Source organism: Acidobacteriota bacterium, assembly GCA_016700075.1.
Taxonomy (GTDB): domain Bacteria; phylum Acidobacteriota; class Blastocatellia; order Pyrinomonadales; family Pyrinomonadaceae; genus OLB17.
The window spans coordinates 2,107,276-2,123,687 of sequence record CP065000.1 but is presented as its reverse complement, the minus strand read 5'-3'; the positions used below and the strand labels follow the sequence as shown (position 1 = coordinate 2,123,687).

Genomic DNA, 16,412 nt, shown 5'->3' with positions numbered 1-16,412 from the left:
AAGTGTTGAAGTATTATTGTCTTGCCATAGTGTGCAAATTAAGAACGGTCTTTGTTCCCCGTTCCTCATAACTAACGTAGAAGTCCATATCTTCGAAAACAACAATAAAAAGCTGTAAAGAGTATTGGGGCTTCAATATATCAACAAACTCATCGTAATCATCGCAGATTGAATCGAAGGTCATTGTGGATCCATCCAAGAGAAATTTGCTCTTGAATTCCCTTGACTGAGTAATCAAGAGAAAGTCGACCGTTCTATTTTTGTGTGTTTCTCGATAGAGCTCAAGAAATTTGCCGGATGTGTCATTCCGGTGCTGAAACATCCAGGAAACCCCATATTCTTCAGAAATACCTGGATCGATTCCAATATTTCCATCAACAAATTTCGGTCTAATTGTTCTGCTTAGTGTGTTGGCTATTGAAACATCCGAACTGCGGTTGGTTCGTTCTTGCCACATTTTATAAACTTCGGATTCGCAATCTTCAAGATACTTGGCGGCGGAAAGCTCAAGAAAATCGAGCCTTCTGATTCCACCGCTTGTTCGTCTATAGCAGCTGTATCTCATCGGCTTCATTCAGTTCTTTTTGCCAATTCTCGCCCGACCATTTCTACAACCCCGACAACTAGAGCGTTACCCATAAAAAAAGCTCTCTTCACATCAGAAATCCCTTCCACTTTCGTATGGCCGGGCGGAAACATATTGAGCCTTTCAAGTTCTTCGGGAACAAGCCTCCTCAACGAACCATTTACCTCTACAACGTGTTTGAAGCGAGACGGTGTTGCTCCGCCTTCACCAGTAATGATTGTCCTAGACGGTCGATCGAGCGGATCAGGAAATGACATTGGTCCTTCGTTGTAATGATAAATGAATCCTGATTTCGATTTTCTCGGATTGTTTTTCTTTGCACCTTTAAGGTACTTCCAGACATCAAGATTCTCTTCCGACAGAAAGAATGAAGAATCTATATCAAAGGACCCATTTCGGTAAATTACTTCACCCAGAGTCGTCCTTTTACCGTGAAAATCCGGCTCAGTTCGAAGCGTGTAAACATTTCGCCCCACCATAACTCCGCTGTTCTCAAATGGGCTGCTTTCCGAAGTAGTCACCTCATGGTTATCCTCATGAAGGTCCATTGGAAATCGATTAGAAATTGAATCTAGCGTACCGTTAATTTCAAATTTAGTTTTGATTGTATTCGATACCTCTTTAACAGGGAACGAACTTGCGAAGATGCCGTCCCTTTCTATCCAATTTGTAAGATCTTTTGTCTTAGTTAGCTCTTTCCAAATCTTTGAATTCCGACGATAGGCCAATATGAAGACTCGGCGGCGGCGCTGAGGCATCCCGTAATCAGCTGCATTAATCACTCTCCACTCAACTGCGTAGCCCAAATCACTAAGCGAGGCAAGCATTACTGCAAAATCTCGACCTCTTTGCTTTGCAGGAGATTTAAGCAGCCGATCCACATTTTCTAGAAATACGAATTCCGGCTTTCTACTCTTCTTTTGACGAAGGATTCTCTCAATTGCCCACCACAATACCCCTTTCTTTCCAGCCAAACCCTCGGCCTGATTCAGAGTTCGTGCGACTGAATAGTCTTGACAAGGAAAGCCGCCAACCAACATATCGTGATCGGGAATCTTTTCGATTGGATATGGAAAAATATCCTCGTTTACATGATTGTCGGAACCAAATCGTTCCTCATAAACTTTGGAGGCATGCTGAATCTTGGTAGATGGCTCGTACTGATTGGACCAGATCACTTTGAAAGGTGTCTTGTAGGGTTTCGTGTAGCCGGACGACGGTGATTTCCCCTTCCAGCCTTCAAGGCCCAATCGAAAGCCACCCACGCCGGCGAAAAGTTCTACAACTCTGATGTCTTTTCGGCTCATAGCGTGTCTAGTGTTCGTTCGATCTTTGCGACGAATTTTGGAAGGTCTATTCCGATCGCGTTGCAAAATGCTCTGAGTTCGACGATGTCGATACGGCGTTCGCCTCGTTCGACCTTGCTGACAAAGCTTTGCGTCTGGCCAAGCCTTTCGGCTACTTCGGTCTGAGTAAGTCCCTTTTCCTCGCGGGCCTTTCGGAGATGCTCAAGAAAAAGGGAGTACTCCTGCGAATAGATCGATTTTTCCATAGGAATTTTCTGCTAACTGGAAGGTATAGTCCGATTTCGAATAGTCCAAAATCGACTATTCCAACGGCGTCAAATTAGGGTGTTTGTGGTTAGCTGAGGTGAGAGATAATGCGGGAAAGCGTGCGGTCAAAACGGCGTTTCAGATCGCATTCCCAAACCGCTATGACCTGCCAGCCGGTTCGGCGTAGGTCACGCGTCTTTTTTCGGTCCCGGGCAACATTGCGGTCAAATTTTTCCTGCCAAAATGCGGTGTTGTTCTTCGGCAACGGATACTTGCATTTCGGGCAGCGGTGCCAGAAACAGCCGTGGACAAAGATCGCCAATCGGCGTGAAACAAAAGCAATATCGGGACGGCCGGGGACGCGTTTGTAGTGAAGGCGATATCCGCGAAAGCCTCGCCGCCAAAGTGCCTTTCGCAGCAGGACCTCGGGGCCTGAATCCTTTCCGCGGTTCGCGCTCATCACACGGGATACGGCCTCGCTCTTGGGAACCGGCGAACGTTTATCGCGAATGTACATAACTAAGATCCGAATCCTATCGCATAGCGATATCTGATTATAGCCGTGGGTGACAACCCACGGACGAGATACGTTAGAATGTTTGCGTCGCGTCAGCGACGATTGAAGACGCGCGTCAAAATGGCAAACACATATTCGCAGATATACCTGCATTTTGTTTTCAGTACAAAAAACAGGCAGCCATTGATTCATCCCGGGATCGAGGAACGCGTTTGGGCCTACATCGCGGGCGTCGCAAAACATCATGGGATGACGCCGATCCAGATCGGCGGAATTGAAGATCATGTTCATGCTCTCATCGGGTGTCCAACGACCATACCACCGAGTCAGATAGCCAAGGCGTTGAAAGGGGACTCTTCATATGGAATGAGACGGGAGTTTGAGGGATTCCATTCTTTTGGTTGGCAGGATGGTTATGGTGTTTTTTCCGTTTCAAGGTCGGCCCTAACATCGGTTGCGGATTATATCCGAACCCAACGTGAGCACCACTCTAAGTTGTCATTCGAAGATGAATACATCGGACTTCTGCAAAAGCACGGTGTGGAGTACGACGAAAAATATTTGTTCGATTGACATCAACCGTCGCTGACGCGACGAATCTTTGATTTACTTCCGTTACCGTCGGTTTCACCCACGGCTACAGTCAATTGCCGCGATGCGGCAAAGGCAAACCTGAATCAACCTCTGATCCTGTGGGTTTCACCCCGTCCCATGGCTTGTAACCCACGGCTACAATCAGGCGTAGCTACGCAACGAAGAAGATGGCGGATCCAGGCTATTGCAACACGGGAAGAGCATTTGGGCGGTGCGATTCGGGGGCGAAGGCGGCTTCGGAGTGGTCGAATACGTCGTCCAGCTCGCGCATCACGGAGCCGTGGCCGGCGGGAATTGCCTTTATCATCGGCTCGAAATTGCGAAAATCGTAGAGTTCATTGTCCAGCAGGTGCGAGCCCGTGACGTTCGTCATCGCGGTCAGCATCGTCTGGCGGATGTATGGTGTCTCTTTTTCCAGCTCGTTGACAAGCCGCTTGACGCGTGCGCGTTTCAGATTGGGCTGCGAACCGCACAGATTGCAGGGGATTATGGGAAATTGCTGCTGCTCGGCATACGCCGCGATCTCTGATTCCTGGGCGTAGGCCAGCGGGCGTATTATCGTATTGCGTCCGTCGTCGCTGCGCAGGATAGGCGGCATCGCCTTTAGCTGGCCAACGTAGAAAAGGTTCATCAAAAACGTCGCGATGATGTCGTCGGCATGATGGCCGAGCGCTATCTTTGTACAGCGTTCTTCGACCGCCGTCGTGTACAAAATGCCCCGCCGCAGTCGGCTGCACAGCGAGCAATAGGTCTTGCCCGCAGGGATGTGCTCTTTGACGACAGAGAACGTGTCTTCCTCAACGATGCGATACGGAACGCCGCGGCTTTCGAGATATTCGGGCAGGACGTGTTCGGGAAAATCGGGCTGCTTTTGGTCCAGATTTACGGCCAATATCTCAAACCGCACAGGCGCACGCCGCTGCACGTCGAGCAGCAGATCGAGCAGCGTATAGCTGTCCTTGCCGCCCGACAGGCACACCATCACGCGGTCGCCATCCTGGATCATCGAAAAATCCTCGATGGCGCGGCCCATCTTTTTGAGCAGTTTGGTCTTTAGTTTCGTTTCAGCCTGCATCGTAAACGCCAATTTTGAAGTGTGCCACGCCGGAACGGGTTTTACAACCTTTGGAAAAACGCTAGACATATCGGCGGTAAGTCCTCTATTATAGTTTGGACAGTAAAGATCTGAACCGAAAACGAGGGCCGCAGGATGCAAATTGCCCCGCTCCGCACGCCGTTCGCAACGAGGGTCTTTCCCGCAAAATTCAATTTTAGTGAGGATTTGAAACAATGATCAGAATGGGAAGAGGCAACCGGCCCGATAACGCCCCCGCCGAAAACGAGACACAGCAACCCGCACCATACGCCTACGCGACCGAGACGCAACCCGTCGCCACACGCGCGATATCCGAGAGCGATTCGATGGCCCGTGATATCAAGGAAGGCCGGCTGAGCGGCTTTGTCGGCCACGGCACGACGCTGACCGGCGAGACCGTATTTCACGCGATGCTCCGCGTGGACGGGCACCTGATCGGCACCGTCAGCAGCGATACGGGAACGCTGATCGTCGGCACGAACGGCCAGGTCGATGCCAATGTTTCGGTTGCCGCAGCGATGATAAACGGTTCGGTGAATGGCGACATACTTGCAACGGAAAAGCTCCAGCTCGGCCGCACGGCACGCGTCATCGGCAACATCCAATGCCCAAAGCTGATCGTCGAGGACGGCGCTATTCTGGAAGGCAACTGCACCATGCTGCGTGCCCGCGAGACTCAGGAAGAGGCCGCTGCCGCACCTGCCGTGCAGTACGAGCCTGAACCCGAACCAGTTGCAGAAGAGCCGTTCGTAGCGGCATCAGAGACCGAAGAAGAGGACTCTCTGCTCGACGGCATCAACGACGATGAAAGTGTCGAGGCGGCCGGTGCTTAAAGGGTTTTCGGATATTTGAAACTATTTTGGGCTGTCGTTTTCGGCAGCCTTTTGTTTGAGGAGAAGAGGAATGATCAACGATTTTAAAAAGTTCATAGCCCGCGGAAACCTGCTGGACCTATCCATCGGTTTTATTATGGGTGCGGCGTTTACGGCTATCGTCAAGACATTGACCGACGGGATAATAATGCCCATCGTCGCGGTGTTGACCGGAGGCATTGATTTCAAAAACAAGATCTGGGACATCAGCGGAACGATCCCGGCAAACGCTACGCCGGAACAGATCCAGGCAGCCGTCAAGGCCGGAACGCCTGTTATCCTGTACGGTCAATTCATCAACGACATCATAACGTTCTTGATCGTAGCGGTGGTGATGTTCTTTTTGGCACGTTATGCCATCAACATTTTCAAAGCCCTTGAGGCGGAGGCAGATCCGACGCCGCAGGAAGCTCTGCTGACTGAGATACGCGACATACTAAAATCGAAATAAGCGGTTCGGCGTAACGCAGGCATCAAGCGGGATGTCGTTTTCTGTCGTGTCCGAGACCTCAGTTTCCGGCGGGAAATAGCTGACGCCGACCTTTTGGCAGTCGGACCTGCATCGGGCTAGGAAACGGTCGTAGAAACCTTTTCCATAGCCGACGCGGTGGCCTCGTGTGTCAAAACACAGCAGCGGTACGATGACAAGGTCCAGTTCTGCGGAGTCCGCCGCATCGCCTAAGGGTTCTCGAATGCCCCAGTCGTTTTCCGTGAAATCGGTTTCGGCGTCAAACCGCACGCTCTCGAGTTCGCCGGTTGCGGCATTCATCCTAGGCGCGAATGTTTTTAAGTGGGGATGATCACGCCACAGGCGGAAATAGATATTCGAGGTATCTATCTCGTTGAATTTGCGAAGGCGGATGAACGTGTGAACATTCCTGACGGCGGCCAGATCTACCTCGGCAAAGAACCGCTCAGCGATCGCTCCCGACATTTCGACAGTTTCCGCAACGGTCAGCCGCGACCGTTTTTCGAGATACTTTTTTCGGAGCTCGGATTTGGTCACGGTTTGTCGGGCCTTTCTATCCAGCCGCCGCCGACAACCTCTTCGCCTGTCTCGATGTCGTAAAAGATCGTCGCCTGTCCTGGTGTGATGGCGCGTTGCGGCTCGTCGAAAACGATGCGGGCACGTGAATCGGGAAGTGCGTGGATGGTGGCCGGAACCGGATCATGGCGATAGCGCACTTTGACGAGTGCTCGGACGGGTTCGGCGGGCTCGTCAAATGCGATCCAATTCACGCCGCGTGCGGTAAATTCCGGCGAATCAAGCTCATCATCTTCGCCGACAATTATCTGATTCTTGGCCCGTTCGATCTGCACGACGTAAAGCGGCTTTTCGTGAGCGATGCCTAGTCCCCGACGCTGGCCAATGGTATAGCGGTGAATTCCCGTGTGCTCGCCGACAACCTCGCCCGCGGTGTTCACGATCTCGCCGCGTTCGGGTATCTCATCTTCGCGGCCTTCGTGTGCGAGAAATCGATCTATGAATGCGGAATAATTCCCGTCAGGGACGAAACAGATCTCCTGCGATTCCTGCTTTTCGGCTGTAAAGGCGTCGGTCCCGCGGATAATTTCGCGAACCTCTTCCTTCATCATTTCACCGAGCGGAAACATCGCACGCGATAGCTGATCCTGTGTCAATTCCCAAAGAAAATAGCTCTGGTCCTTCCAGTGGTTTCGTCCGCGGAACAGGCGGTAGCGGTCTGCCGCTTCGTCATACTCAACTCGTGCGTAATGGCCTGTCGCGACCTTGTCGCAATCCAATGACCGAGCCATACGGTCGAGCGATGCGAACTTCAAACGCGAATTACAGGCGACACAGGGAATAGGCGTTTCGCCCGCAAGGTAGCTTTGTATAAAAGGTTCGACGACGTCGCGGTCGAAATCTTTTTCGAGATTCAGAACATAGAACGGAAAACCCAAAGTTCCCGCGACGCGGCGAGCATCGTAAACGTCGTCCAAGGAACAGCAGCGGCTGGGCAGCGGATCGCCGTTCTCGTCAACGTTCACGTGCCGCCGCTGATCCCACAGCTGCATCGTAAAGCCGACCAGCTCGTGGCCTTGCTCCTTTAACAGTGCGGCCGCAGCGCTGCTGTCAACGCCCCCGCTCATAGCTACCGCTATCTTCATACAGTTCGAGTATAACCGTTAGGCACGGCCGTCTGAAAAGAAATTAAGCGGTCGAAGTTAGCGAATATGGCCGGAAAGCTTTGCGATGATGGCATCTGCATACGCACGCGAGCCTGCTTGGTCGGGATGGCCGATGGCGGCGGCTTCGCAAAGACGGACCGGATAGTCGATGCCTGTCGAACGTTTAAGCTCGGGCAGGGAAATGCGGCAATCATTGATCCTCTGACGAGCGACAGGGTCATCCACGATGCCGCCCTTGCGCATTCGGAACAGCCTTGTTTCCGGTGCTTCGATCGCATCCTTTTCGGTCAACGGTGAGCCGATGAAAACGGCACGGGTCGCTCCGAGTTTTGCGTTCAGCCGGTCTACGGCGGCTTGCTGGGCAATAGAAGATTCTTGGTGCCACACGCGGGAACGTTCAATAGCTCGACGCTTCAGTTTGTTGAAAAATAATGCTCGTCCGAGCGAATTATTGGGAACGAATTTAAGTGCTCGCGGGAACTTCAGTATCTCGAGCCACGCATTAAAGAGTTTCTTTGCATCGGAATATTGCGAGATGGCGTGGAAATAGCCGACGACCGCGATCAAAGAATTATGGTGCAGCCGCACGGCGTGCTCAAGCACATCATAGGTCGACCCGTCCAGATGCTTTTTGATCTGCTCCCTCAGCAGCTTCATATCACCGTTCGGGTTCAGAACCTCGGCGGTCGATATGTCGGTTATGCCGCCGGTCATCATGATCAGGTCCGCACCCGAAACACCGTCGCGGCGATATTCGTCAGCCGCGACCTCGATCTGTTTCCAAACGCTTGGCATCCCGATGTTGACCTCGGGCGGATACGGATGGGTTTCGTCCCGGCCGGCGATACGATATTTTTCGGCCTCGTCTTCCTGAAATTTCAGCGTAGAGCCGGAGTGTGCCTTTACCTTCAGAAGAACATCGCGGCCGTTCGTGAAGACGTCTCGCCTCAGCCATTCCGCTGTCAGATAGTAGAACTTGTCCTTTTCCTCCAGACCCTGTCCCCAAACCAAGGAATCGCCGGCTACGAGAAATTCGTAGGGTTTCGTCTGCGAGAACAACCTGCCGAGAGCGGGTACAGGCAGCGCTGCCGAACCCGCCGCACCTGCAAGCAGCTTTAAAAGGTCGCGTCTGGAAATGTGATTCATGGGCTGCCGAGCGGATAAAGCCGGAACGCAAGAATCTTAACCCCAATTGCCGCCCCGCGACAAGGCAAACTGCGACATTCCCGCACTTTGCGGTACGGCGTGGCCGTATGATATCTTCTCAAAACTATGCTGGCCGACTTTAGCTAGAACATCCGCACTCAATTGCCCGTTTCTTTAGGCGTATTGCGTCTTTGGAATGGGCGTCTCCGGCACCGCTCGTATGCCTTGGTTTAGCCTTTCAAATTAGTTATGCATTCGTCGGCCGAGTCTCCGAAAAAGGAGCGATCACATAATTCCATTCGTACTGTTCTCCGCGAGGCGTTTCGCGGAACGGACCGCGATTTCACCACAGGACCGATACTCGCGGGCCTGATAATCCTTGCTATTCCGATGACGTTCGAGATGGCGATGGAGGCCGTTTTTGCCATTGTCGATACATTCTTTGTCGCAAAACTCGGCGCCGAGGCCGTAGCGGTCGTCGGGTTTACCGAATCGATCCTCGCACTTGTTTACGCTGTTGCGGTCGGACTCAGCGTCGGAGCGACAGCGACCGTGGCCCGTCGAGTCGGAGAAAAGGACCCGGACGGCGCATCGCGAAGCGCCGCACACATGATATACCTCGGGCTCGCGGTCTCGCTGGCGATGGCGGTTCCGGGCGTTATTTTCGCCGCTGACATCCTGCGTCTGCTCGGCGCGGAACCCGCAGTGGTCGAACTCGGGACGCCTTTCATGCAGATAATGCTGGGCACGAACGTGGTGATCGTATTCCTGTTCCTGCTAAACGCCATATTTCGCGGGGCCGGCGACGCCGCGATCGCGATGCGTGTGCTGATCATCGCTAACGGACTTAACATCATGCTGGACCCGCTGTTCATTTTCGGTATCGCCTTTTTTCCTGAAATGGGTGTGACGGGTGCGGCCGTTGCAACGGTTTTCGGGCGCGGTATCGGCGTCGCTTACGCCGCTTGGGCACTGTTCTTTCGCGACAACGGCGGCCGCATAGAGATCCGCCGGGCACATTGGAAATTCGATCCGAAAATTCTCGCCGATCTGGTCCGGCTGTCTTCGGTCGCCGTGCTGCAGTTTCTTATCTCGACAGCGAGTTGGAGCGGGCTTGTAGTTATAATTGCGGGCTTTGGATCGGTTGCGATGGCAGGCTATCAGATCGGGCTGCGCGTGATAATTTTCATTATTCTGTTGGCCGCCGGCATCGCGAACGCCTCAGCAACGCTGGTCGGGCAAAATCTCGGTGCCGGCAAGCCCGACCGCGCAGAGCGTTCTGTGTGGATCGCGGGCGGCATCAACGCGGCATTGCTCGGCCTGATCGGATTTTCGTTCGTTCTCTTTCCGGAGCCGGTGATACGGATCTTCACCGACGATGCAGGGATCATTACGTATGGCGTCGATTGTCTGAGAATTATCGGCTACGGTTATGCTTTTTACGGGCTGGGAATGGTCATGGAAAGTTCGTTCAACGGGGCCGGTGACACGGTGACGCCGACCTATCTGAACTTCTTCGTTTTTTGGCTTTTTGAGATACCTCTTGCATACGTTCTTGCCTATAGATTCGAGATGGGTCCGCAGGGTGTTTTTTGGGCGATCACCATCGCATTCTCCGTACTCGCGGTCGTTTCGGCAATGCTTTTCAAACGTGGAAAGTGGAAGCTGAAGCAGGTATAGAAAAAAGGCGTCAGAGCCTGAGAGCCCTGACGCCAAATTTTTTCCCTCTAATAATACTAGAAGGAAATTCGGACCTGAAGGTCGATCACGCGGCCGCCCGGATCGTTGGTCGTGTTGTTGTCACGATAGGCCGATCCGCTCGGCAGCTGCCCGAACGTCGCACCGCAGCATCCGGATGTGACAGTGTTGGCCGCGAACCCGCCAACACGGAAGTTGGCATGGTTGAGCGCGTCGAGGAAGTTCGCACGGATCTCCATCCTGAAACGCTCGGTCAGCGGAATAGCCTTGTTCACACCGACATCCAGCTTGAAGAAGCTGGGGCCGTAGAAAACGAGGTTATTGAAGCCGCATTGGCCGCCAACTGGTGCAAGGCAATTGTTGTATCCGGCAGGTGCGATAAAGCGGCCTGTCGGCGGCCCGCCAAATGCAGTACTATAACCGTTGGGCTAAGTAATGCTCGTGGCGAACGCTCGCTGTGTGTTCAGGATGATGTCATCCGGAAGCCACGTTACGGTTGTAGGATTCTTGCGAACCTTGATCTCCTTCTGCAGTTCCTTAACGGTCATTCCGACCAATTGAGCATTTCCAAGCTGTATCGGAGCGCCGCTCTGCCAGGTGACGACGGGCAGAATGCTGAAACCGCCGACAAGTGCGTCCAGCCAACGGCCCGCTCCCGAGAAGAAGGTACGGCCGCGGCCGAACGGCAGGTCGTACGTGCCGTCAAACTTGAAGTTGTGACGGATATCGAACGCCTGAACGGTCTTAGCAAGCTGAAGCCCGAACGGACGGTTCGACATGCTGCTGTTCACGATGGCACTGACCGCAAAGAAGTCGGACTGTGCTTTCGAGAACGTGTAGCTCGCCTGTACGCGGAGCCCCTGTGCAAGGCGTCTGCGAACTTCGATAACTCCGCCGTCATACCATGAGTTTTGGGTGTTGTCGAGGATGAACGCACCAGCAATGTTGATCGGATTGACGAACATGAAGTTCGCGGGGAGTCCGGCAGCCAGAGCGTTCGCCCTTCGCGTCGGGTCACCCTCAAGCGCCGCCGCCCAACCGATGATGTTGGCTGCTACATTGTTGAGCGGGCTCGTGAATGTGGTGCTGCGGAAATTCGCGCTTCCATAATTGGAAGCCATCATTGCCGCTGCGCCGGTCACACTGCCGTTCTGGCCGAGTGCTCCGGGAGTGAGCGTAGCCTGAAGAGCATTAAAGTATGCAAGTGTGATCGGCAAAGGGTTGGTCCCTGTGCCCGGGCCGAAGTATGCAAAGTTGTATTGGCAATTCGCCGCGGTCACGCCCGTCTGGCAGCGATTGGCGGCGATATTCGCATACAGGTTCTGCTGAGCAAGAATGAACTCGGCCGCAACACCGTTTTCGAGCGTGTTGCGTTCGTTCACGTTGCGCAGGCGTTCCATATCTTTGCCGCGGTTGCCGACATAGCGAAATTCGACGACCGTGTTCTTATCAATTTCGCGCTGATAGCCGAAACTGAACGAATCGACATATCCCGTTTTGAGGTTTTCATCCACGGCAAACGACTGATTGGATGTCGTATGTGTGAACGGGAAATTCGGTGTGGGCGAGAAAGGAGCCGGTGAGAGCATCGGATTGCCCGGCGTTCTCAACAGCGTACCCGCCGTCATCTGGCCGTTCGTAAAGGTGCGGCTGACATCGATGCTGCCGCCGCCCGGATTGGCTGCCATTTGAAAAGCGACGTTCAGGCCTTCGCGAACGAATGACCGCGACCAGCCGCCGCGGAATACGCTCTTGTTGGCGCCGCCCATGACGTACTTTAGCAGCGGAACGTTACCCGCATTCGGCGACCAAACGAAACCGAACGAAGGTGCCCAGTTCTGCCATTTGTCCGGAGTGATCTTTTCACCGATAGCGTACGAAACGGAAACGGGAACCGGGGCATTCATCGGCGCTCCCGGACGGAACTGAGCGTCAGGAGTTCCCGACGTGCCGTAGAGCATATTGGTGCCGCCCGGCAGTTTGGCAAAGTTTGCAGTTTCTGCCGTAACACCCAGCCTTGGCTGCCAACGAAGTCCCAAAGTAACTGTGAGGTTATTCCTCATCTTCCAGGAATCCTGCGCATAAACGCCAAGCGTCCTTTCTTTCAGTTTCTGGAACAGATTTCCGCCTGCAGCATAAGTACCGTCAGCGGTACGGACCGCCGATCGGGTATATGATGTGATGCGGCCGATCAGTGCAGCGTAAAAATTACGTGCTAACTGGATCTGTCCCGGATCAGCTCCGGGCATCGTCGTTGCGTTGAACGCGTTGTATGCATCCGCATCGCGAACCTGATCAAGACCGAATCCGACCGTGGGACAGCAGACCTGGTTCGTATTCTCCCAACGGATGTCCTTGTACTGTCCTCCAAAAGAGAACGTGTGGTTCTTTTGCGTCCAGACCATGTTGTTTGTCCAGTCTCTGGTAGGCGTTGTACGTCCTGAAAGAGTGGTGACCTGACGTAGATTGACCGACATCCCCAGAGGAGCAGCAAGGCTTAGCTGTCTGCCGTTCTGGCTGTTGAAATCGTTACCGCAGCAGCCCTGTGCAAAGTCCGTGCGTCCGCCCGACCATGCGAAGCGTGCTTCATTGATCAGATTTTGGCGAAGCGTGGAACGCAGTGCTACTGTTGCAGATCGGCGAATGCCGCCCTGTCCATATTGCGGTCCGCCCGGCCACGGTGCGTCGTTGCCGTTGATGAAGTCGATCGACGGATAGAACTCCTGCCGATGAACAACGAATTCGGCGCTGTGGTTCTTATTGATATTTCCGTCAAACCGAAGTGCGAGAAACGTTCGGCGTGCCTGTCCCGGATTGCTGAACGTAGTGGTCTCACGGTTGGGATCGTTGGTGATCGGTGCGAGGGTTCCCTGCTGCGCCGCTGATCGGATCTCGTTCAGGACATTGCTGACGGTCGGGTCGATCGTCGTCGGAAGCCCCGGAACGGTGGAGGCAATGTTGAACAAGTTGACCGAATTCGTTGTACCGCCTGTGATATAGCGGAACGTTCCTGCGATCACCTCAGGCTTGATCACCGTACGGCTGCGGCTCTGCGAACCGGGGAGACGAAACTCTTCGTAATTGACGAAGAAGAAAGTACGGTCCTTGCCGCTGTTGATGGCCTTCACGCCCTCACCGAACTGAAGGAACGGCAGCGGGCCGCCGAATGAGAAACCGGGCTGATTCAGGTTGGTCCTGTCCCTCTGTTTCTTTTGGTTGCCGAAAGGCTTGTCGCGGTTGTTGTACCAATAAGCAGCGTTTAGCCAGTCATTTCGGATCTGCCAATATACAGTGCCCTTGTAGTCGTTGGTTCCGCGGCGCGTAGCAAAACGTACCTGAACGGCACCGTCACCCGTGCTTTCTGCACCGGGGCTGGCGGTGGAGACCACGACCTCTTCGATAGCATCGACACGCGGCCTTACATATGTAAAGAAGCCGTCAGACGAGCGAAGCACGTTGTCCTGAATGTCCACGCCGTCGAGCGTGAGCTGGAGCGAGCCTTTGGGAAGTCCGTTGATCGACGATTGTCGCGGAGCTCCTACTGACGAAACGCCCGGCAGACGCAGGATCAGATCGAGAGCGTCACGCGAGGCGATCGGCGTCTGGTTGATCTGTCGGCCTGAAATGGTGTTTCCGACCGTCGCGGTCTCGGTCTGTAAGACCTCGCCGCCGGACGAGACCTCAACGATCTCGCTGATGTCTCCGGCCTGCAGAACGATGTTCACGGTTGACGGCGTACCGATGTCGACCTTGACATTGTTGACGACGGATCGCCTAAATCCGCTCAAAGTGACCGACACCGTGTAGGTACCGGTCGCAACCGCCGGAACGCGATAAACGCCGTTATCGTTCGTCACCACGGTGAACGTTTGGCCGCCGGCACCCCTTACCTCCACCGAGGCATTGGGGATGATAGCGCCATTATTGTCGGTTACCATACCGGCGATCGAACCGGCTTGGCCCAATGCGGTAAGGCTGGCAAAGGCTAAAATGGCCACAGAGATGACCAAAGCCTTAAAGTCTATCTTCATGAATTTCCTCCTGAGTGAGGCATCTCTGCCTCGTGTTTTTTCTTCGAGTAATATGGGACAGCAATACAACGTATAAGTGCGCTGACCTACCGCAAAAAAACCAATAAAATTCGGAAATACGGATGTATAAGAATGAATCTGACTTTTTTAAGGCAAAACGCGTTCCCTGGCGCATTCATCGGCGTAAGTGGTTTATTAATAGACAGTAAACGCTTTGGCGGCTTTTCCGGCAGTAAGGGGTTTGCAGATAAATTTGGATTAAGTTCAGAATTTTGTACAGAAAGCGTTGGACGCCGCGTTGTTTGCCTGCATCCCTTTTCCGTTGACCCAACTCTGCAGAAAGCACTTCTGCTGTAAAATACCGCTGTGACGTTTCCCGATCCGCAAAGGTATGATTTTCCCGAATGGGTACTCCACGACGGATACTTTTTCTCGGCAGAGGACGTTATAGCTTTCGGCGTCGAGCCCACGGTCGAGAATCTGATCAAGGCCTATTCGAAAGGCATTTTTCCATGGCCTATGGAGGGCGTGCCGCTGCCGTGGTTCTGCCCTGCAAAGAGAGCGATCCTCGAATTTTCTGACTTGCGAATTCAACGAAGCCTCGCACGCGAACGCCGCAAAGCACCGTTCAAATTTACCATCAATAGGGCCTTTCGCGACGTGATAACCGAGTGTTCTCGTAGCCGGCGCAGCGGCCAAGCAGGCACTTGGATAACGCCCGAATTCATCGAACGCTATACAGAGCTGAACACACTCGGCTACGCGCATAGCGTCGAGGCGTGGGACGCGGACGGCAGCCTCGCCGGCGGGCTCTACGGCGTTGACGCAGGCGGTGTTTTCACAGGCGAATCGATGTTCTACAAAAAGCCGTTCGCATCAAAACTCGCTCTCCTTTTCCTCATCGATCACCTCGCCGGCCTCGGCGCAACTTGGCTTGACGTCCAAGTAATGACCCCGCATATGGAGGCTCTGGGTGCAAAGGAGGTTAGTCGCCGAGAGTTTCTGCAGAAGCTCGAAGATTCAAGATCATCCGGCGGCCACTTTTTAGAACAAGATGAACAACGGCCTACCTGATTGCTTATCCTGCGTATCCTGTTTATCCTGTTGGCACTAATGAACGATGACTTTCTGATATACGGAGCGAATGGCTACACAGGCGAGCTGATCACGCGGTATGCGGTGAAAAGCGGGATGCGGCCGATCATTGCCGGCCGGAATGAGGCAGCGATCGAGGCCTTGGCAAAAAAGCACGGGCTCGAATCTCGCATCTTTTCACTCGATGAAACGGAGAAGCTCGACGCGGCGTTGAATGAGGTCGCTACGGTCATCCATTGCGCAGGGCCTTTTTCGCTAACCTCGAGGCAAATGGGCGAAGCTTGCCTCAGGACAAAGACACACTACACCGACATTACGGGCGAGATCGCCGTTTTCGAGGCATGTGCCGCCGCAGACCAAAAAGCAAAAGATGGCGGCATTATGGTGATGCCGGGCGTCGGTTTTGATGTTGTACCTTCGGATTGTCTGGCACGTCACCTGAAGGATCGATTGCCGACCGCGACGAATTTGACACTCGCGTTTTATGGTAAGGGCCGCCTGTCGCACGGTACGCAGGCAACCATGACAATGAACGCCGGCAAAGGCGGAGCCGTTCGCAGAGACGGAAAGATCACGCCCGTTCCCGCGGCATGGCGGACGCGCTCGATCGATTTCGGAAACGGCGAGGTGAAGACCGGCGTAACCATTCCGTGGGGCGACGTGGCGACAGCATATTATTCGACCGGTATTCCCAATATCGAGGTTTACACCGTCGCGCCGCCGTCAGCATTAAAGGCCATGAAACTCAGCCGCTATCTCGGTCCGCTGCTGGAAACTCGGCCAGTCCAGAAATATCTGCAGTCGCGCATACCGCCGGGCGGCCCTTCGGACGAAGAGCGTGCACGCGGGAAAACGCTGCTTTGGGGCGAGGCTTCGGACGAAGACGGCAATCGTGTGGAAGCACGCCTGCAGTGTCCCGAAGGCTACACTATGACCGCACTATCTGCTCTGCTGATCACCGAAAAGATACTCGCCGGCAATTTCACGCCCGGATTTCAAACGCCTGCCAAGGCTTACGGCGCCGATCTTGCGCTCGAGATCGACGGCGTAGAACGGCAGGACGCATAGCCCTC

At 53.9% G+C, this 16,412-nt stretch carries 17 protein-coding genes; 7 read left to right on the top strand and 10 right to left on the bottom strand.

Features of this window, described 5'->3' with window-relative positions:
• Positions 1 to 13: 13 nt before the first annotated feature.
• The 4 genes from IPM50_09575 to IPM50_09560 all read right to left on the bottom strand — a co-directional run bounded on the left by IPM50_09575 (position 14) and on the right by IPM50_09560 (position 2,656).
• On the bottom strand, positions 14 to 574 hold the full coding sequence (locus IPM50_09575; protein QQS31928.1) for a hypothetical protein: 561 nt from the start codon (positions 572 to 574) through the stop codon (positions 14 to 16).
• Positions 571 to 1,893 carry a DNA (cytosine-5-)-methyltransferase gene (dcm, locus tag IPM50_09570; GenBank protein ID QQS31927.1) on the bottom strand — a complete coding sequence of 441 codons (1,323 nt, stop codon included), beginning with the start codon at positions 1,891 to 1,893 and terminating at the stop codon, positions 571 to 573. The genes IPM50_09575 and dcm overlap by 4 nt, the downstream gene beginning before the upstream one ends.
• Positions 1,890 to 2,138 (bottom strand): helix-turn-helix transcriptional regulator, encoded by a 249-nt coding sequence (locus IPM50_09565; GenBank protein ID QQS31926.1) that lies wholly within the window; start codon positions 2,136 to 2,138, stop codon positions 1,890 to 1,892. The genes dcm and IPM50_09565 overlap by 4 nt, the downstream gene beginning before the upstream one ends.
• A gap of 89 nt (positions 2,139 to 2,227) precedes the next feature.
• Positions 2,228 to 2,656, bottom strand: coding sequence for a very short patch repair endonuclease (locus tag IPM50_09560; GenBank protein ID QQS31925.1), 429 nt, complete (start codon positions 2,654 to 2,656; stop codon positions 2,228 to 2,230).
• A 120-nt stretch (positions 2,657 to 2,776) separates the two neighbouring features.
• On the opposite strand from IPM50_09560, the gene tnpA reads away from it, so the two are divergent.
• Positions 2,777 to 3,229: an IS200/IS605 family transposase gene (gene tnpA, locus IPM50_09555; protein QQS31924.1), complete on the top strand. Its 453-nt coding sequence runs from the start codon at positions 2,777 to 2,779 to the stop codon at positions 3,227 to 3,229.
• A gap of 202 nt (positions 3,230 to 3,431) precedes the next feature.
• Here the strand turns inward: tnpA and ttcA are convergent, their stop codons facing one another.
• Positions 3,432 to 4,394 carry a tRNA 2-thiocytidine(32) synthetase TtcA gene (gene ttcA / locus IPM50_09550; GenBank protein ID QQS31923.1) on the bottom strand — a complete coding sequence of 321 codons (963 nt, stop codon included), beginning with the start codon at positions 4,392 to 4,394 and terminating at the stop codon, positions 3,432 to 3,434.
• Between the two features lie 146 nt (positions 4,395 to 4,540).
• Here ttcA and IPM50_09545 point away from each other — a divergent pair, with 146 nt between their 5' ends.
• Together IPM50_09545 and mscL are read left to right on the top strand one after the other, a co-directional pair.
• Positions 4,541 to 5,179, top strand: a complete 639-nt coding sequence (locus IPM50_09545) for a polymer-forming cytoskeletal protein (protein ID QQS31922.1) — start codon at positions 4,541 to 4,543, stop codon at positions 5,177 to 5,179.
• Between the two features lie 70 nt (positions 5,180 to 5,249).
• Complete coding sequence (mscL, locus tag IPM50_09540; protein QQS31921.1) at positions 5,250 to 5,669, top strand: large conductance mechanosensitive channel protein MscL; 420 nt, start codon at positions 5,250 to 5,252, stop codon at positions 5,667 to 5,669.
• Here the strand turns inward: mscL and IPM50_09535 are convergent.
• From IPM50_09535 to IPM50_09525, 3 genes are read right to left on the bottom strand one after another with little or no spacing between them, the layout of a single operon-like run.
• On the bottom strand, positions 5,655 to 6,224 hold the full coding sequence (locus IPM50_09535) for a 5-formyltetrahydrofolate cyclo-ligase (protein ID QQS31920.1): 570 nt from the start codon (positions 6,222 to 6,224) through the stop codon (positions 5,655 to 5,657). The two genes, mscL and IPM50_09535, sit on opposite strands and share 15 nt — an antisense overlap.
• Entirely contained in the window at positions 6,221 to 7,348 is a 1,128-nt protein-coding gene (mnmA, locus tag IPM50_09530; protein QQS31919.1) for a tRNA 2-thiouridine(34) synthase MnmA, read from the bottom strand. Before mnmA ends, IPM50_09535 begins: the two co-directional genes overlap by 4 nt.
• 57 nt (positions 7,349 to 7,405) lie before the next feature.
• Positions 7,406 to 8,515, bottom strand: a complete 1,110-nt coding sequence (locus IPM50_09525) for a hypothetical protein (GenBank protein QQS31918.1) — start codon at positions 8,513 to 8,515, stop codon at positions 7,406 to 7,408.
• A gap of 249 nt (positions 8,516 to 8,764) precedes the next feature.
• Here IPM50_09525 and IPM50_09520 point away from each other — a divergent pair, with 249 nt between their 5' ends.
• Positions 8,765 to 10,195 (top strand): MATE family efflux transporter, encoded by a 1,431-nt coding sequence (locus IPM50_09520; GenBank protein ID QQS31917.1) that lies wholly within the window; start codon positions 8,765 to 8,767, stop codon positions 10,193 to 10,195.
• Positions 10,196 to 10,251: 56 nt separating this feature from the next.
• On the opposite strand, the gene IPM50_09515 is transcribed toward IPM50_09520, so the two are convergent.
• Both IPM50_09515 and IPM50_09510 read right to left on the bottom strand, forming a co-directional pair.
• Positions 10,252 to 10,488: a hypothetical protein gene (locus IPM50_09515; protein QQS31916.1), complete on the bottom strand. Its 237-nt coding sequence runs from the start codon at positions 10,486 to 10,488 to the stop codon at positions 10,252 to 10,254.
• A gap of 153 nt (positions 10,489 to 10,641) precedes the next feature.
• Positions 10,642 to 14,244 carry a TonB-dependent receptor gene (locus tag IPM50_09510; protein QQS31915.1) on the bottom strand — a complete coding sequence of 1,201 codons (3,603 nt, stop codon included), beginning with the start codon at positions 14,242 to 14,244 and terminating at the stop codon, positions 10,642 to 10,644.
• Positions 14,245 to 14,376: 132 nt separating this feature from the next.
• On the opposite strand from IPM50_09510, the gene IPM50_09505 reads away from it, so the two are divergent.
• The 3 genes from IPM50_09505 to IPM50_09495 are packed head-to-tail and all read left to right on the top strand — an operon-like array spanning position 14,377 to position 16,407.
• Positions 14,377 to 14,601, top strand: a complete 225-nt coding sequence (locus tag IPM50_09505) for a hypothetical protein (GenBank protein ID QQS31914.1) — start codon at positions 14,377 to 14,379, stop codon at positions 14,599 to 14,601.
• 9 nt (positions 14,602 to 14,610) lie between these two features.
• Positions 14,611 to 15,318, top strand: a complete 708-nt coding sequence (locus tag IPM50_09500; protein ID QQS31913.1) for a leucyl/phenylalanyl-tRNA--protein transferase — start codon at positions 14,611 to 14,613, stop codon at positions 15,316 to 15,318.
• A gap of 39 nt (positions 15,319 to 15,357) precedes the next feature.
• Positions 15,358 to 16,407: a saccharopine dehydrogenase NADP-binding domain-containing protein gene (locus tag IPM50_09495; protein ID QQS31912.1), complete on the top strand. Its 1,050-nt coding sequence runs from the start codon at positions 15,358 to 15,360 to the stop codon at positions 16,405 to 16,407.
• The last annotated feature ends 5 nt before the right edge of the window (positions 16,408 to 16,412 follow it).

Bases quoted from the DNA above. Each gene is read 5' to 3' on its own strand.
- IPM50_09575 (QQS31928.1), bottom strand. From the start codon at position 574: ATGAAGCCGATGAGATACAGCTGCTATAGACGAACAAGCGGTGGAATC.
- dcm (QQS31927.1), bottom strand. From the start codon at position 1,893: ATGAGCCGAAAAGACATCAGAGTTGTAGAACTTTTCGCCGGCGTGGGT.
- IPM50_09565 (QQS31926.1), bottom strand. From the start codon at position 2,138: ATGGAAAAATCGATCTATTCGCAGGAGTACTCCCTTTTTCTTGAGCAT.
- IPM50_09560 (QQS31925.1), bottom strand. From the start codon at position 2,656: ATGTACATTCGCGATAAACGTTCGCCGGTTCCCAAGAGCGAGGCCGTA.
- tnpA (QQS31924.1), top strand. From the start codon at position 2,777: ATGGCAAACACATATTCGCAGATATACCTGCATTTTGTTTTCAGTACA.
- ttcA (QQS31923.1), bottom strand. From the start codon at position 4,394: ATGTCTAGCGTTTTTCCAAAGGTTGTAAAACCCGTTCCGGCGTGGCAC.
- IPM50_09545 (QQS31922.1), top strand. From the start codon at position 4,541: ATGATCAGAATGGGAAGAGGCAACCGGCCCGATAACGCCCCCGCCGAA.
- mscL (QQS31921.1), top strand. From the start codon at position 5,250: ATGATCAACGATTTTAAAAAGTTCATAGCCCGCGGAAACCTGCTGGAC.
- mnmA (QQS31919.1), bottom strand. From the start codon at position 7,348: ATGAAGATAGCGGTAGCTATGAGCGGGGGCGTTGACAGCAGCGCTGCG.
- IPM50_09525 (QQS31918.1), bottom strand. From the start codon at position 8,515: ATGAATCACATTTCCAGACGCGACCTTTTAAAGCTGCTTGCAGGTGCG.
- IPM50_09520 (QQS31917.1), top strand. From the start codon at position 8,765: ATGCATTCGTCGGCCGAGTCTCCGAAAAAGGAGCGATCACATAATTCC.
- IPM50_09510 (QQS31915.1), bottom strand. From the start codon at position 14,244: ATGAAGATAGACTTTAAGGCTTTGGTCATCTCTGTGGCCATTTTAGCC.
- IPM50_09505 (QQS31914.1), top strand. From the start codon at position 14,377: ATGAATCTGACTTTTTTAAGGCAAAACGCGTTCCCTGGCGCATTCATC.
- IPM50_09495 (QQS31912.1), top strand. From the start codon at position 15,358: ATGAACGATGACTTTCTGATATACGGAGCGAATGGCTACACAGGCGAG.